Consider the following 15,255-nt stretch of genomic DNA (forward strand, 5'->3'; position numbering starts at 1 on the left):
GCAATGGGCACCTACGTCACCAAAATCTGCCGCACCGAACTAGGCACCTACCCCGACTACGAACTCGCCCAACGCTATCGCGCATGGCTCGCCGCAGCATGACTTGACACAAATAGGAGCATCACGTGTCGCCGAACGCCCGTCCTCGGCTACTGCTGCGCGGCCTGCCCCTTGTTCATCTGCGGCTGCGCCTGCGCCGGATTGATGGCGGACTGGGCGCCGCCGGCGGGCAGCTGGTCCCCGCGCATGGACGCGCGAATCTGCTCCAGCTTGCTGTGCCCGGCCATCTGGATGCTGGCCTGCTGCACCTCGAGCATGCGACCCTGCACCGAGTTCTGCGCGAGTTCCGCGGCTCCCAGCGCGTTCGCGTAGCGGCGTTCGATCTTCTCGCGCACCGCGTCCAGGCTCGGCGTGCTGCCCGGCGCGGACAGCGTCGAATCCATCTGCTGCAGGGAGGCGGAGACCTGCTCCTGCATCTTGGCCTGCTCCAGCTGGCTGAGCAGCTTGGTGCGCTCGGCGACCTTCTGCTGCAACAGCATCGCGTTCTGCTCCACGGCCTTCTTCGCCTGGGCGGCCGCCTGCAGCGACTGGTCGTGCAGGACCTTCAGGTCCTCGACGGACTGCTCGGCGGTGACCAGTTGCGCCGCGAACGCCTCGGCGGCATTGGTGTACTGGATCGCCTTCTCGGTGTCCCCCGCGGCGGTGGCCTGGTCGGCCAGCAGGACAGCTTGGCGCGCGTTGGCATTGAGCTTCTCGACTTCGTCCAGCTGCCGGTTCAGCTTCATCTCCAGCTGGCGCTGGTTGCCGATGACCGACGCGGCCTGCTGTGAAAGGGCCTGGTGCTGCCGCTGGGCTTCCTCGATAGCCTGCTGAATCTGGACCTTCGGATCCGCGTGCTCCTCGATCTTCGCATCGAAGAGGGCCATCAGGTATTTCCAGGCCTTGACGAACGGATTAGCCATCGATTGATCCCGCCTCCATCTGACATGCCGCGCTCGGGCGCGACTCCAGTGCGCGACCGTCACGCACTCGATATGTGCCTATCCTCCACCATGTGGCACCGAGCCGGGCGAACCCGGCTCAACCGACGCCTAGAGGAGAATCTATCCGCTTTCCGCACCGGCCCGCAGCGTTGCCGCCGTGGCCGCGTCTCGTTGCGCGTCACACGCCCTTCACCAGGACCAACATGTCCGAGCGCGGGGCGGGGATGACGATCCGGGTGTCCTCCGCCAGCGGCAGCGGCCGCGCGGCCGCGTCGGCCACCGACATGGTCGCCGCCGCGGGTTCGTCCTGCGCCGCGGGCTCGGCGGCCGTCTGCTCCGACGCCGCGGTCGCGGCCGCGGCGTCGCTCGCGGCCGCATCGGCGGTCGGCCCGTCGGCACCGGCCATGATCGTGCTCACATCCCACAGCACCCGGGACAGCGGCACGTCCAGCGCTTCGCAGATGGCGGCCAGCAATTCACTGGAAGCCTCCTTGCGACCGCGCTCGACTTCGGAGAGATAGCCCAGGCTCACCCGCGCCGAGGTCGACACCTCGCGCAAGGTCCGGTTCTGGGCGAGACGCGCACGCCGCAGACTGTCCCCGATCGCCTCTCGCAGCAGCGTCATCTCGTTCTCCTTCACTCCCGGTCGCCGGGCCGAGGCGATTCTCGACCCCACGCATGCCGTTCTTTCTGGCACAACGTCCGAGCCGGGGCGGTTGGTTCCCGCCCGGGGCACCTCAGCCGCTCCACCCGACGCGGTCGGCCGGGCCCGTGCCCGCCTCCCGCACACACCGCAGCAATTCCGACACCGCCGTGCGCGTCGCACCGATTCTGATCGTCCACCGGTCGCCGGGGAGTTTCAACCGCATCACCTCGGTATGCCCGGGACCGGCCAATCCGAGGAAGACCGTGCCGACCGGGTGCCCGTCCTGCGAATCGGGGCCCGCCACGCCGGTCAGACCCACGCCCCAGTCCGCGCCGCATCGGGTGCGCGCGCCCACGGCCAGCTGCTCGGCGGTGCTCGCCGCCACCGGCCCCTCGGTCGCGAGCACCTCCGCGTCCACGCCGGCGAGGCTGTGTTTGAGATCGGTGGCGTACACCACCAGGCCGCCGCGCAGCACAGCGCTGGCGCCAGGGACCCCGGCGATGGTCGCGGCGAGCAAGCCCGCGGTCAGGGATTCGGCGGTGGCCACGGTTTGCCGCACGGTCACCAGCGCACGGACCAGATCGATGGCCTGCACGCCTTCCACCAGCGGATCGCTCATACGCCGCGTGTCCGCCCCGGGCCACCCGCGAACCACACCCGGGCCGCCTGACCGACGTAGTCCAGTCCGGTCGCCACGGTCAGCGCGACCGCCAGGTACATCAGCAACATGCCGACACCCGCGACCCAGCCCGACAGCGGCAGCAGCAACATGGCGATGGCCAGCGACTGGACCAGGGTCTTGAGCTTGCCGCCACGCCCGGCGGGGATGACCCCGCGTCGCACGACGAGCAGGCGCAGCAGTGTGACGCCGATCTCGCGCCCGCAGATCACCAGGGTGATCCACCAGGCGAGATCACCGAGCAGGGACAGCCCGATCACCGCGGACCCGATCAGCGCTTTGTCCGCGATGGGATCGGCCAGCTTGCCGAAGTCGGTCACCAGGCCGTATTTGCGAGCCAGTTGCCCATCGAACCGGTCGGTGATCGCGGCGAGGCCGAACAGCGCCGCGGCGGCGATCCGCCAGCCGGTCTCGTGGCCACCTCCGACGAACAACGCCGCGACGAACAACGGCACGATCGCGATGCGCAGCATGGTCAGCACATTCGCGATGTTCAGCAGCGGCGGCCCTGCCTCGGCCTGCGCGGGCGCGAAGCCGGGCCGGGCCGGTGCGGGCGCGACCCAGGGGCGGTCCGCCTCGTCGGGTTGCACGCTCATGCTCTGCCCCTTCCGGCATGAGCGGGGCCCTGCGTGGTCACGCTCCGCTGCCGCCTCCGGGCCTGACCGCTCACGCCTTCGCCTCACCGGCGATCGGCTCGGTCACGGCCGCCTCGGCACCGCGTCGCGCCGATCGGCGCGATGCGGTGAGCTGAACGAGTGGATCTGCGGCACACGTTCAGACTATCGGTAGCCGAGCCGACTACTGTGCACCCCATGACCTCTCGGGGACCACTAGGTGGTTCGACCAGCGACGCGCATCCGGGCGCGGCTTCGGCCGCGCGGAGTTCCCTCCCGGTTGTCCGACGCGCGCGAACCTCCGATGTGCCCGAGATCAAGCGCCTCGTCGACGCCTACGCCGGCCGGATCCTGCTGGAGAAGAACCTGGTCACCCTCTACGAAGCGGTGCAGGAGTTCTGGGTCGCGGAGGTGGACGGCCGGGTCGTCGGCTGCGGCGCGCTGCACGTGCTGTGGGCCGACCTCGGGGAAGTGCGCACGGTCGCGGTGCACCCCGACGTCAAGGGCTCCGGTGTGGGCAAACTCATCGTGCAGCGGTTGATCGCGGTCGCCCGCGAACTCGAGCTGGAACGGGTGTTCGTGCTGACCTTCGAAGTGGAGTTCTTCGGCAGACACGGCTTCGTCGAGATCGACGGCACGCCGGTCACCGCCGAGGTGTATGCCGAGATGTGCCGGTCCTACGACACCGGTGTGGCCGAGTTCCTCGATCTGAGCTATGTGAAGCCCAACACCCTCGGCAACACTCGAATGCTGCTGACGCTCTGAGTCCGTTCCACAGGAAGCGATACCCGTGCCGATCTTCGCCGTCCACTACGTCTACTCCCAGGCCACCGCCGCGGACCGCGACGTCCACCGCCCCGAGCACCGCGGCTGGCTGGCCGGCCTGCTCGAGTCCGGCGCCCTGCTCAGCAGCGGCCCGTACCCGGACGGGTCCGGAGCGCTGCTGATCTTCCGCTCGCAGGACGCGGGGCAATTGAAGGACCTGCTCGCCCAGGACCCGTTCGCACGGGAGAACCTGATCGACGACGTGCGCGCCGTGGAGTGGGCGCCGGTCTTCGGCGCCTTCGCGTCCTGACCGGCTACCGGTCCGCTCGCACGCGCGTGCGGAGCAGGCTGGCGACCGTCGCGACGACCAGGATGCCGAGGATCACGCCCAGCGAAACGGGCGTGGAGATCTCCGGGACCGCGACGTGCTCGCCGCCGTTGACGAAGGGCAGCGTGTTCTCGTGCAGGGCGTGCAGCACCAGCTTCACGCCGATGAACGCGAGGATCGCGGCGAGCCCGTAGGACAGGTACACCAGCCGGTCGAGCAGTCCGCCGATCAGGAAGTACAGCTGTCGCAAACCCATGAGCGCGAACGCGTTGGCGGTGAACACGAGGTACGGCTGCTCGGTCAGGCCGTAGATGGCCGGGATCGAGTCCAGGGCGAAGAGCAGGTCGGCGAATCCGATGGCCAGCAGCGCCAGCAACAGCGGCGTGACCGCCCGGCGCCCATCGACCCTGGTCACCAGCTTGTCGCCGTCGTATTCGTCGGTGGTCGGCAGCACCCGTTTGGCCAACGCGACGATCCGGCTGTCTCGTTTCTCCTCGACCTCGACCTCGTGGCCGCTCTCGCGCAGCAACTTGACGGCGGTGTAGACGAGGAAGAGACCGAACAGATAGAACACCCAGCTGAACGCGCTGATCGCCGCCGCGCCGACGGCGATGAACGCACCGCGCATGACCAGGGCGAGCACGATGCCGATCAGCAGCACCTTCTGCTGGTAGATCCGTGGCACCGCGAAGGTGGACATGATGATCAGGAACACGAACAGGTTGTCCACCGAGAGCGCCTTCTCGGTGACGAAGCCCGCGTAGTACTCCCCGGCGTAGGTCGAACCCCACTGCCAGGCGACCACGCCGCCGAACAGCAGCGCGAGCCCGATGTAGACCGCGGACCAGAAACCGGATTCCCGGAACGTCGGTTCGTGCGGGGTGCGGACGTGGGCGAAGAAGTCGAAGACGAACAATCCGAGGATAACCACGACGGTGATCACCCATTCGAGTGCGGTTACGTGCATGCGGTGTGCCGATCGAGAGCGAAGATCATGATGTCCATAATGCCCGATTTGTCCGTTGTCATTCGATAGCGGGGTGATTGCCGACCATAATTCCACATGCGTTCACCCCGCCGTTCGTGCCACAGTCGTCGTTCGTGGCGACGATCACCGCCACGCTCGACCGCGCCAACGCGCCGCCCGGCCTCCCGACGGGCGGGACGGGACGGCGAGTGGCGACCGACCCGGTACTCGAATCGGCTTCCGTCGAGCTATACCCTTCGGCACGGAAGAACCCGACCGGGTAGGGTCGTCGGCGAGGAAAAACGGCTCCCGGCACCGTATCCGGTGCTACCTTCTGAGTCGACGAAGATCAGATCACAGGAAGGCGAGACGATGACCGGAACGCTACGGCAAGAGTTGCCGAGCGATGCCCGGCATCCGCGCACCCACGCCGTGCTATCGCTCTCGTTCATCTCGTGGTGGATGAGCGCGCGGAGCCGCCCCTAGATCGTGTCTTTCACAGACCTATAAAGGGGTCACTCCGCGGCGAACCGCCGGGAGTGACCCCTTTTTCGTGCGGTCGAAACCCGACCGATCCCTCGTAGCCCAATCGGTAGAGGCGCCGGACCTAGATTCCGGGAGATGCGAGTTCGAATCTCGCCGAGGGAACCAGCCGGATCACTCCTTCGGGTCCGAGCCGCCGTCCTCACCGCCACCACGGATGGACCACAGCAGTCCTTCCAGCTCATCTGGTTTCACCAGCACATCGCGCGCCTTGGAGCCCTCGCTCGGGCCCACCACGCCGCGGGTCTCCATGAGGTCCATCAGTCGTCCCGCCTTGGCGAAGCCGACGCGCAGCTTGCGCTGCAGCATGGACGTGGAGCCGAACTGCGAGGTGACCACGAGTTCCACCGCCTGCAGGAAGACGTCCAGATCGTCGCCGATGTCGGGATCGACGTCCTTCTTCTCGCCCGGCTTCGCCGCGGTCACGCCCTCTTGGTATTCCGGCTCGGCCTGGTTCTTGGTGAAGTCGACGACGGCGTGGATCTCCTCGTCGCTGATGAACGCGCCCTGTAACCGGGTCGGCTTGCCCGCCCCCATCGGCAGGAACAAGCCGTCGCCCATGCCGATCAGCTTCTCCGCGCCGGGCTGGTCGAGGATGACGCGGGAGTCGGTCAGCGACGAGGTCGCGAAGGCCAGGCGGGAGGGCACGTTGGTCTTGATCAGACCGGTCACCACATCCACCGACGGCCGCTGCGTGGCCAGCACGAGATGGATCCCGGCCGCACGGGCCTTCTGGGTGATGCGGACGATGGCGTCTTCGACGTCGCGCGGAGCGGTCATCATCAGATCGGCCAGCTCGTCGACGATGGCCAGGATGTACGGGTAGGGCCGGTACACCCGTTCGCTGCCCAGCGGCGCCGTGATCGCGCCCGACTTCACCTTCTTGTTGAAGTCGTCGATGTGGCGCACCTTGTTGGCCTGCATGTCCTGGTAACGCTGCTCCATCTCCTCGACCAGCCAGGCCAGCGCGGCCGCGGCCTTCTTCGGCTGGGTGATGATGGGCGTGATCAGGTGCGGAATGCCTTCGTAAGGGGTGAGTTCCACCATCTTCGGGTCGATGAGGATCATCCGAACCTCGTCCGGCGTCGCTCGTTGCAGCAAGGACACCAGCATCGAGTTCACGAAGCTGGACTTACCCGAACCGGTGGACCCCGCGACGAGCAGGTGCGGCATCTTGGCCAGATTCGCCGAGACGAACTCGCCCTCGATGTTCTTGCCGAGGCCGATCACCAGCGGATGGTGGTCGGTGCGGGTACTGGGCGCCTTGAGCACGTCGGCCAGCCGGACCAGCTCTCGGTCGGCGTTGGGCACCTCGATGCCGACGGCGGACTTGCCGGGGATCGGCGCGAGCAGCCGGACGTTCTCCGTCGCGACGGCGTAGGCGATGTTGCGGGCCAGCGCGGTGATCTTCTCGACCTTCACGCCGGGCCCGAGTTCGACCTCGTAGCGCGTGACCGTCGGGCCGCGCACGAAGCCGGTCACCGCGGCGTCGATCTTGAACTGCACCAGTACCTCGGTGATCGCCTCGATCATCGATTCGTTGGCGGCGCTGCGTTTCTTGGGCGGATCCCCGTCGGTCAGCAGCGACAACGGCGGCAGGGTGTAATCGCCTTCGACCTCGCGATCGTTGACGAACTCCAGCTGCTGCGGCGGCGGTGGCGTCTGATCCTCCACCACCGCGGCGGGACGCTGCTTCTTCGGCTTCGGTTTCGGCGCGGGTTCTTCGACCGCGATCTGCTTGGCGTCGCGCAGCGGCGGTTCACCGAGCGCTTCGGTGACCGCGTCGGGGTCGCCGAATTCGTCGGGCGGGTAGTTCTCGGCGGGCGTGCGGCCGCGCCGCTTGGCGGTGGCGCGGTGCACCGGGAAGCCGTCGGCGTCGTAGTCGGCCGGATCGTAGTCCCGGTAATCGCCGTCGAATTCGCCGTAGTCGTCGCCACCGGTCTCGGCGCCGAGGTAGCGCCGCAGCTTGGCAGGCACCTCGCGCACCGTCGTCCCGGTCACCAGCAGCGCGCCGAAGACGATGGCCAACAGCAGGATCGGGACCGAGAGCCAGGCGGTGAGGCCGTTGGTCAGCGGCCCGCCGGTCACGAAGCCGACGAAACCGGCCGCACGGGACCGTCCGTGCGCGTCGGTGGGGGTGCCCGCGGCGACGTGCCACAGTCCGAGGATCGGCAAGCCGATCAGCAGGCCGCCGAGCACCAGCCGCGGCCGGATCTCGGGGCGCGGTTCGGTCCGCATCAGGACGACGGCGATCCCGGAGGCGACGAACGGCAGTGCCGCGGACGCCGATCCGGAGATCGCGCGGATCACGTCCTCCACCCAGTGGCCGACCGGCCCGCCTGCCGACAACCAGACCGCCGCCGCGATCACGGCGCTCAGCGCGATCAGCGCCAGCGCGATGCCGTCGCGCCGATGCCCGTGCTCGATCTCGCCTGCCCGGCTCAACGTCCGAGTGGTCGCGCCGAGTCCGCGGGCCAGCATGGTCCAGCCGCTACCGATACCGCGTGTGACGACCGCGAGCGGAGCCGTGTTCGACGGACGGCGCGCCGGACGCCGGGCCGGGGCGCCGCGCCTGCGGGGGGTGGCGGTCGTTCTGGGCGCCGCCGTGCGGGGCGTAGCCGCGCGAGACCGCGCCGTGGTGGTCCTCCCCCGCGCCGATCCCGCCCGCGCCCGAGTCGTCGTGGTGCTGCGGGACTTACCTGCCATGGCCCCAGGCTAGCCGCAATCGCCCCATCCGGACCATCCGCAACACTGGCACCGTCGCGCCTCTAGCGGCTTTTGGTCGCCCGTCGGCCGCTGCGACCGGGGACGACGGGCGATTATCAGACCGAACGGTCCGCTTCGAGTACCGCTCGGACGGCCTCCGGGGATCCGGCGGTCTCCAGCCGGACTTCGTCCCGGCCGAAGGCGTGCAGCACCAGTTCCGATGGCTTTCCGGTCAGCGTGACGACCTCCTCGGACGCGGACCGCACCACCGTGCGCCTGCCGTCCGGCGTCGCGAGTTCGACGGTGACCGGCGCCTTGCGGTAGGCCATCCCGGCCATCTTGCGCAGGACCGACCACAGCTGGTCCTCGTCGGCGGCGGTCAGTTCGCGTGGCTGCCAACCGGGCTCGGCGCGGCGCACGTCCTCGTGATGGACGAACATCTCCGACAGATTGACCACCGCGTCCACCGGACGCAGCGGCGACCACCACGGCGGACCGGTCCGCACCTGTTCCAGCAGTTCGGGGAAGGGCTTGCGCGCCGCCTTCGCTTGCACCCGCTCGAGATACCCCGCGAACGGCTTCAGCAGGATGCCCGGCGCGGCATCGGGCCGCCGTTCGCGAACCACCAAGTGAGCGGCCAAGTCCCGCACCGTCCACGCACCGCAGAGCGTGCGCGCGTCCGGACCCGCCGCCTCCATCGCATCCACGAGCTCGCGGCGTTCCCGCTGTGCCATAGTCACCCCCCGAACATACCGACCGCCAGGCGTCGACGCCGTGCGGCACGACGCCCTGCGGTCACCACAATCGCAGCACTACGCCGGGTCCACGTAGAGGCGTTCTCCGGCGACACGAGGCCGGCCACGACAGCCGAGGACGTGCCGTGATACGGCTGCTCGCCGAGCCACACGCAATGCGTTGCGCGTCACCGAGATTCACCGCTGATATGGGCGGCAGCAACCCCTGCGCCCCGGTTGCGGGAGGCGCGGCCGTGGGCCACACTGGGCTCTACACCGACAACGCGCGTTCCTATCACGGTGTTCGCGTCTCCCCCTGCCGGGAAATCTCCGGCTAGCGTAATGAAGGTCGGCTCTGTACCTTGTCACTCGGTCCATCGGGTCGTGGGCCATATGACAAGAAGGGGCAAATCCTCGTGAAGAAGTTTGCTACCGGTGTGGCCGCGCTCGCGGCGGCAGGCACCGCGCTGGCTGTCAGCGCGCCCGCCGCGAACGCCTACACCAACAACTACGGCGCGATCGCGCTGTCCACCTCCACCGGTTTGATCGGGTATTCCTACGACTACCCGAACTCGTCTGCCGCACAGCAGCGCGCCATCAGCTCCTGCGGCGCAGCGGATTGCCAGTCGGTCGTCTGGTTCCGCAACGGCTGCGGCGCCGTGGCGTACTCCAGCGGCACGGGCACCTGGAGCTGGGGGTATGCCTCGTCGCGGCGCAGCGCGCAGGGCCAGGCGCTGGCGCACAACGATTCCGATGCCTACATCGTGCACTGGAACTGCACGTCCAACCACGGCTGATGCCCGGACTTCGAGTCGAAGGAAACAACGTGAAGCACCGCACTTTCCGGACCACCGTGGCCGTCGTCCTCACCGCACTGGCCTGCTCGCTGAGCGCCTGCGCCTCCAACGACGACTCCTCGTCTCCGAGCACCAGCGCCAATCCCAGCCACGCGGCGGGTGAGCTGGAGGGCGGCTCGGACAAGGGCGACAAGGAGGCCGGCTCGGCGCCGACCACACCGTCCTCGCCCGCCCTGGCCAAGCCCTCCGTACAGCAGCTGAACGAGCGGCTGCAGAAGGCGTTCGATCCGAACGTGCCGAACACGGAGAAGATCAGCTGGATCCAGGCCGCCGAGCAGGATCCCTACCTGGTCGCCAACCTCGTCGACGCCGCGAAGAAGCAGAAGGTCACCGTCGAGGTCACCAACGTGGGCGACCCGAAGGACGGCAAACTCAAGGCCGACGCCAAGGTCACCATCGACGGCACCCCGGTGGACGACGCGTTCATCCAGTTCGTGTCCGAGGGCGGCCAGTGGAAGGTCGACCACACCTTCGCCTGCAACATCGTCAAGAGCGCGAAGATCGAGTCCGCGGCCTGCCAGGAGTAACCCGCTACCGCGTGGAAAGCGCCGGGCAGCTGAGCTGCCCGGCGCTTTTCGTCGGCTGGATGGTCAGACGCCGATGACGGTCGGCACGATCATCGGACGACGCCGATAGGTGTCGGCCACCCATCGACCCACCACGCGGCGCACACCCTGCGCGATCCGGTGGGTGTCGGTGACGCCTTCGCCCGCCAGGCGCAACAGTTCGGCTTCCACCAGTTCCGCCGCGTCGAGCAGTGCGGTGGGATCGTCGGAGAAGCCGCGCCCGCTCAGTTCCGGGGTGCTCACAGCCTTGCCGGTGGTCTCGTCGATGGCGACGGTGATCGCGATGAAACCGCCCTCGCCGAGCACCAGCCGGTCCGACAGCGTCGACTCCCCGACATCGCCGACCGACAGCCCGTCGACGTACACGTGGCCCACCGGCACCCGCCCGACGATCGAAGCGATGCCGTCGACCAAGTCGACCACCACGCCGTCCTCGGCGAGCACCACTCGCTCCTCCGGCACGCCGGTCGCCACCGCCAGCGCCGCGTTCGCGCGCAGATGGCGCCATTCGCCGTGCACCGGCATCGCATTGGTCGGCCGCACCGCGTTGTACAGGTAGAGCAATTCTCCCGCCGAGGCGTGCCCGGAGACGTGCACCTTGGCGTTCTGCTGGGTGATCACCGTGGCCCCGAGCCGGGCCAGGCCGTTGACCACCGCGAACACCGAGTTCTCGTTGCCGGGGATCAGCGAGGAGGCCAGCACGACGAGGTCGTCGGGGCGGATGTTGATCTGCCGGTGGTCGCCGCGCGCCATCCGCGACAGCGCCGACAGCGGCTCACCCTGCGAACCCGTGGAGATCAGGACCAGGCGGTGGCTGGGCAGCGTGGCGGCGACGTCGAGGTCGACGACGACGCCTTCCGGCACGGTGAGATAGCCCAGGTCTTGGGCGATCTGCATATTGCGGACCATCGAGCGTCCGACGAAACACACACGGCGGCCGTACTTCTGGGCGACATCGACGACCTGCTGGATGCGGTGCACATGACTGGCGAAGGACGCCACGATGACCCGGCCGTTCGCCTTGCCGATGACCGTGTCCAGCACGCCGCCGATCTCACGTTCCGGCGTGACGAAGCCGGGGACCTCGGCGTTGGTGGAGTCCACCAGGAACAGATCGACGCCCTCGTCCCCGAGCCGGGAGAATCCGGCCAGGTCGGTGAGCCGCCCGTCCAGTGGGAGCTGGTCGAGCTTGATGTCACCGGTGTGCAGAGCGACGCCCGCCGGCGTGCGGATGGCGACGGCGAGCGCGTCGGGAATGGAATGGTTGACCGCGAAGTACTCGCAACCGAACGGGCCGTGGGTGGTGTGCTGTCCCTCGGTCACTTCGACGAGTTTCGGGTGCAGGCGGTGTTCCCGGCACTTCGCGGCGACCAGCGCGAGGGTGAACCTCGATCCGACGACCGGGATATCGGGCCGCAACCGCAGCAGGAACGGCACCGCGCCGATGTGGTCCTCGTGGCCGTGGGTGAGCACGACGGCCACCACGTCGTCGATCCGGTCCTCGATGGGGCGGAAGTCCGGCAGGATCAGGTCGACGCCGGGCTGCTGGTCCTCCGGGAACAGCACGCCGCAGTCGACGATCAGCAGCTTGCCGCCGTACTCGAAAACCGTCATGTTCCGGCCGATTTCGCCGATACCGCCGAGCGCGAATACGCGCAGGCCGTTCTGGGGCAGTGGCGGCGGAGCGCCGAGCCGATCGTGCGCGGCGACCGGGGCCGCCTGTGCCGGAGGCTCTTCGACCCGCCGGGCGCCGGACTGCCCGCGTCCCCGGCCCCCTCGCCGGGACGCCGCGTTCTGGCCCTTTCCTTCCCGGCGCGCCCGCACGGGCGCGGGATCCTCGGTCGTGACCGCGGGAGAAGCTTCAGCAGTTCTCTCGTCCAGAGCCGGTTCTGGCCGTGCGACGGTCTCCGCTGACGCGGGGGACGGCGTCACCTGCTCCGCCGGAGTGGTGGGAGCCGGCGCTCCCGCGGGGCGGGACGCGCTGCGGCGGCGGCGGGATAGCGGTTCGCTCACGACAGCACTCCGACCGCTCGCAGGTCTGCGGCGAGCACTTCCAGTTGCTCACCGGTCGGCATCAGTTGCGGCAGCCGCGGCTCGCCGACCTCGACGCCCAGCAGCCGCAGGCCACCCTTGCTCATCGCGACGCCGCCGAGCCGGGCCATCGCGGCGTGCAGCGGCAGCAGCGTGGTGTTGATCTCGCGGGCGCGCACCACCTCCCCCGCCGTGTACGCCTCCAGCAGCGCGCGCAGTCGTTCGGGCACGAGATGTCCGATGACGCTGATGAATCCGGCCGCGCCGACCGACAGCCAGGGCAGGTTGAGCGCGTCGTCGCCGGAGTAGAACGTCAGGCCGGTGCTCGCGATCAGTTCGGCGCCCATGTTCAGATCGCCCTTGGCGTCCTTGACCGCGACGATGCGCGGGTGCTCGGCGAGCTTGCGGATGGTGTCGCTGGCGATCGGCACCACAGAACGCCCAGGAATGTCGTACAAGGTGACGGGCAGGTCGGTGGCGTCCGCGACGGCGGTGAAATGCGCGATCAGCCCCTCCTGGGAGGGCCGGGAGTAGTACGGCGTCACCACGAGCAAACCGTGTGCACCCGCTCGCTGCGCATTGCGCGCGAGTTCGATCGAATGCGCGGTGTCGTAGGTGCCCGCGCCCGCGATCACGGTCGCGCGCTTACCGACGGCGTCGACGACGGCGCGCAGCAGATCGGCCTTCTCCGACTCGGTGGTAGTCGGCGATTCACCGGTGGTTCCCGAGATCGCGAGCAGGTCGACGCCACGGTCGACCAGGCGGGCCGCGAGCGCGACCCCGGCATCGACGTCGAGCTTGCCGTCGGCGCTGAAGGGGGTCACCATCGCGACACCTACCGTGCCGGACGCACGCAGCTCCGTTGGCGTCGATTCACCGTTCTTCATGGTCAGAAAGGCTACCCGGTCCAAGACACGCCCTCGACACCGTCGTCGGCGATCAGGCCGCAACAAAGACGCGAATCCATATCGCCGACGGGGTGATGATGTCATATTGCCGCTTTCCCGACATCAGAAATGATGTCACACTGGCGTCATGGATTTGAACAAATACACCAGTCAGCTGCGGGACAACCTGATCGCCGCCGCGGCACTCGGTGACGAGAAGACGCAGGCCACGGCGGCCGCACTGGCCGCGGCGACGGAAGGGCCTGCCCGCCTGGTGCTGCTCGCCGCGCTGTCGGACCTCGCCGCCGAGGTCAGCGCCGCACTCGGCGACCGAACGGTGCACGTGTCGGTCGACGGCACCGACGCGTCCATCGATGTGCGCAAGAGCACGGTGGGCGAGGAGCAGCCCACTTTCGAGGAGATGACCGGAGACATCAGCAGGGTCACGCTGCGACTGGTGGAGCAGATGAAGGCGCGCGCGGAAGAGGCTGCCGCACAGAGCGGTCAGTCCCTGAACTCGTGGCTGTCCAGCGCCGTCCACGGGGCTTTGCGCGACCAGATGCGCGGGTACGGGCCCAAACGCGACAGCTGACCCACTAGCGCTACAGCAACGCGGCGAGATTGCCGCGATCGCCGATGCAGACCTCGTCCAGTTCGAGCCAATCGGCCATCTCGCGCAGCGCGCCGGCGAGGGCGTGCGCGGTGGCCGGAGTGTCGTATCCGGGTTCGGCGAACGCGGCGGGGACCCACAACCGGCCGTTCGCGCGCTCGGCGCGCAGATCGACACGGCCGACCAGTTCACCGTCGAGCAGGAACGGGAAGACGTAATAGCCGTGCACCCGTTTGTGCTCAGGGGTGTAGATCTCGATGCGGTAGTGGAAGTCGAAGATGCGCTCCGTGCGGGCGCGGAAGAAGATGAGCGGGTCGAACGGGCACAGCAACGCGGCGCCTTCGACGCGGCGCGGCGTCGGGGCGCCCGCCCGCAGATAGGCCGGTTTCTCCCAGCCCGCCACCTGCACCGGGATCAACTCTCCGGCGTCCACCAGATCGGCGATGGCCGGTTCGGTCTGGGCGCGCTGCAGCCGGTAGTAGTCGCGCAGATCGGCTTCGGTGCCGATGCCGTGCGCGGTGGCGGCGCGCAGCACCAGCTCACGGACGGCGTCCGGTTCGGCGACGTCGCGAGACAGCACCTCCGCGGGCAGCACCCGCTCGGTCAGGTCGTAGTGCCTGGTGAATCCCACGCGTGTGGCCACCGACAGCGCGCCCGCCGCGAAGAGCTGCTCGCAGATCATCTTCGTATCGCTGAGGTTCCACCAGGAGCCCTTCGGCCGCGGCTTGTCCAGCTCCAAATGACGCTCTACTTCACCGGCGGTGGCCGCGCCCACCGACGTGATCACATCCAGGATGTCCTTGCCCAGGGTCGGATTGCGCTCGACCACCTTGCGCATGCCCGACCAGCGCCCGTGCTCGTACCGCCGCATCCGCCAGCGCAGCAGCGGCCAGTCCTCCACCGGGATGAGCGCGGCCTCGTGCGCCCAGTACTCGACGAGCGCGCGCGGGCGCCGCGCGCCGTTGTTCCAGGCGGCCTGATCCAGCAGCGTGCGATCGTAGGACCCGATGCGGCTGAACACCGGCGCGTAGTGCGCTCGCACCACCGCCGACACCGAATCCAGTTGCAGCAGCTGGGTCCGGTCCAGCACACCGAGCACCGTCCGCCGCGTCGCGCGGCCGGGCCTGCGCACCCCGAAACCCTGCGCCGCCAAAGCCGTTCGCCGTGCCGCCGCGGCACCCATCTTCCGCATAGCAGGCAACGATGCCACGACCCACCGACACTGATGATGGGAAGTGGTTCTGATCGTCGTGTCTCTCCCACCGACTGTCGCCCTGCTGGGTTGACCATCACTTGGTCTGACCGGCGGTCAGGGCCGCGCGCGCTGGTCGGGCGGACA

General features: G+C 68.7%; 16 protein-coding genes and 1 tRNA gene. 7 read left to right on the forward strand and 10 right to left on the reverse strand.

Translation table 11 applies throughout. From position 1 onward, the window contains the following. Positions 1 to 149 precede the first annotated feature (149 nt). The 4 genes from pspA to pgsA all read right to left on the reverse strand — a co-directional run bounded on the left by pspA (position 150) and on the right by pgsA (position 2,904). The gene (gene pspA, locus GVY64_RS35370; protein WP_159850835.1) at positions 150 to 962 is read right to left on the reverse strand and encodes a phage shock protein PspA; all 813 of its coding nucleotides are present in this window, start codon (positions 960 to 962) and stop codon (positions 150 to 152) included. 199 nt (positions 963 to 1,161) lie between these two features. Then, positions 1,162 to 1,608, reverse strand: a complete 447-nt coding sequence (locus tag GVY64_RS35375) for a helix-turn-helix domain-containing protein (protein ID WP_159850837.1) — start codon at positions 1,606 to 1,608, stop codon at positions 1,162 to 1,164. Between the two features lie 112 nt (positions 1,609 to 1,720). Further along, positions 1,721 to 2,248 carry a CinA family protein gene (locus GVY64_RS35380; RefSeq protein WP_159850839.1) on the reverse strand — a complete coding sequence of 176 codons (528 nt, stop codon included), beginning with the start codon at positions 2,246 to 2,248 and terminating at the stop codon, positions 1,721 to 1,723. Beyond that, complete coding sequence (gene pgsA, locus GVY64_RS35385; protein WP_159850841.1) at positions 2,245 to 2,904, reverse strand: CDP-diacylglycerol--glycerol-3-phosphate 3-phosphatidyltransferase; 660 nt, start codon at positions 2,902 to 2,904, stop codon at positions 2,245 to 2,247. Before pgsA ends, GVY64_RS35380 begins: the two co-directional genes overlap by 4 nt. A gap of 216 nt (positions 2,905 to 3,120) precedes the next feature. On the opposite strand from pgsA, the gene GVY64_RS35390 reads away from it, so the two are divergent. Further along, positions 3,121 to 3,687: an amino-acid N-acetyltransferase gene (locus GVY64_RS35390; protein ID WP_159850843.1), complete on the forward strand. Its 567-nt coding sequence runs from the start codon at positions 3,121 to 3,123 to the stop codon at positions 3,685 to 3,687. A 25-nt stretch (positions 3,688 to 3,712) separates the two neighbouring features. Beyond that, complete coding sequence (locus GVY64_RS35395) at positions 3,713 to 3,997, forward strand: YciI family protein (protein ID WP_159850846.1); 285 nt, start codon at positions 3,713 to 3,715, stop codon at positions 3,995 to 3,997. A 4-nt stretch (positions 3,998 to 4,001) separates the two neighbouring features. Here the strand turns inward: GVY64_RS35395 and GVY64_RS35400 are convergent, their stop codons facing one another. Next, a complete protein-coding gene (locus tag GVY64_RS35400; RefSeq protein WP_159850848.1) occupies positions 4,002 to 4,982 on the reverse strand; it encodes a TerC family protein in 981 nt (326 codons plus the stop codon). Positions 4,983 to 5,556: 574 nt separating this feature from the next. Between GVY64_RS35400 and GVY64_RS35405 the strand changes: the two genes are divergently transcribed. Further along, positions 5,557 to 5,633: transfer RNA gene (locus GVY64_RS35405), tRNA-Leu, on the forward strand. A gap of 6 nt (positions 5,634 to 5,639) precedes the next feature. On the opposite strand, the gene GVY64_RS35410 is transcribed toward GVY64_RS35405, so the two are convergent. Beyond that, on the reverse strand, positions 5,640 to 8,006 hold the full coding sequence (locus tag GVY64_RS35410) for a DNA translocase FtsK (protein WP_236567510.1): 2,367 nt from the start codon (positions 8,004 to 8,006) through the stop codon (positions 5,640 to 5,642). 25 nt (positions 8,007 to 8,031) lie between these two features. Between GVY64_RS35410 and GVY64_RS38420 the strand changes: the two genes are divergently transcribed. Continuing rightward, positions 8,032 to 8,244 (forward strand): hypothetical protein, encoded by a 213-nt coding sequence (locus GVY64_RS38420; protein ID WP_236567511.1) that lies wholly within the window; start codon positions 8,032 to 8,034, stop codon positions 8,242 to 8,244. A gap of 103 nt (positions 8,245 to 8,347) precedes the next feature. Here GVY64_RS38420 and GVY64_RS35415 read toward each other — a convergent pair whose 3' ends face one another. Continuing rightward, positions 8,348 to 8,971 carry a TIGR03085 family metal-binding protein gene (locus GVY64_RS35415; RefSeq protein WP_159850852.1) on the reverse strand — a complete coding sequence of 208 codons (624 nt, stop codon included), beginning with the start codon at positions 8,969 to 8,971 and terminating at the stop codon, positions 8,348 to 8,350. Between the two features lie 410 nt (positions 8,972 to 9,381). Here GVY64_RS35415 and GVY64_RS35420 point away from each other — a divergent pair, with 410 nt between their 5' ends. Both GVY64_RS35420 and GVY64_RS35425 read left to right on the forward strand, forming a co-directional pair. After that, complete coding sequence (locus GVY64_RS35420) at positions 9,382 to 9,762, forward strand: DUF4189 domain-containing protein (RefSeq protein ID WP_159850854.1); 381 nt, start codon at positions 9,382 to 9,384, stop codon at positions 9,760 to 9,762. A gap of 29 nt (positions 9,763 to 9,791) precedes the next feature. Then, a complete protein-coding gene (locus tag GVY64_RS35425; RefSeq protein WP_159850856.1) occupies positions 9,792 to 10,349 on the forward strand; it encodes a hypothetical protein in 558 nt (185 codons plus the stop codon). A gap of 63 nt (positions 10,350 to 10,412) precedes the next feature. Here the strand turns inward: GVY64_RS35425 and GVY64_RS35430 are convergent, their stop codons facing one another. Both GVY64_RS35430 and dapA read right to left on the reverse strand, forming a co-directional pair. Next, positions 10,413 to 12,212: a ribonuclease J gene (locus GVY64_RS35430; RefSeq protein ID WP_442939682.1), complete on the reverse strand. Its 1,800-nt coding sequence runs from the start codon at positions 12,210 to 12,212 to the stop codon at positions 10,413 to 10,415. Between the two features lie 185 nt (positions 12,213 to 12,397). Further along, positions 12,398 to 13,306 carry a 4-hydroxy-tetrahydrodipicolinate synthase gene (gene dapA / locus GVY64_RS35435; protein WP_159850860.1) on the reverse strand — a complete coding sequence of 303 codons (909 nt, stop codon included), beginning with the start codon at positions 13,304 to 13,306 and terminating at the stop codon, positions 12,398 to 12,400. Positions 13,307 to 13,454: 148 nt separating this feature from the next. Between dapA and GVY64_RS35440 the strand changes: the two genes are divergently transcribed. Beyond that, on the forward strand, positions 13,455 to 13,898 hold the full coding sequence (locus GVY64_RS35440; protein WP_159850862.1) for a hypothetical protein: 444 nt from the start codon (positions 13,455 to 13,457) through the stop codon (positions 13,896 to 13,898). Between the two features lie 10 nt (positions 13,899 to 13,908). Here the strand turns inward: GVY64_RS35440 and GVY64_RS35445 are convergent, their stop codons facing one another. Beyond that, positions 13,909 to 15,108: a winged helix-turn-helix domain-containing protein gene (locus GVY64_RS35445; RefSeq protein ID WP_159850864.1), complete on the reverse strand. Its 1,200-nt coding sequence runs from the start codon at positions 15,106 to 15,108 to the stop codon at positions 13,909 to 13,911. Positions 15,109 to 15,255 lie beyond the last annotated feature (147 nt).

This window comes from Nocardia sp. CY41, from assembly GCF_009829325.1.
GTDB lineage: Bacteria > Actinomycetota > Actinomycetes > Mycobacteriales > Mycobacteriaceae > Nocardia.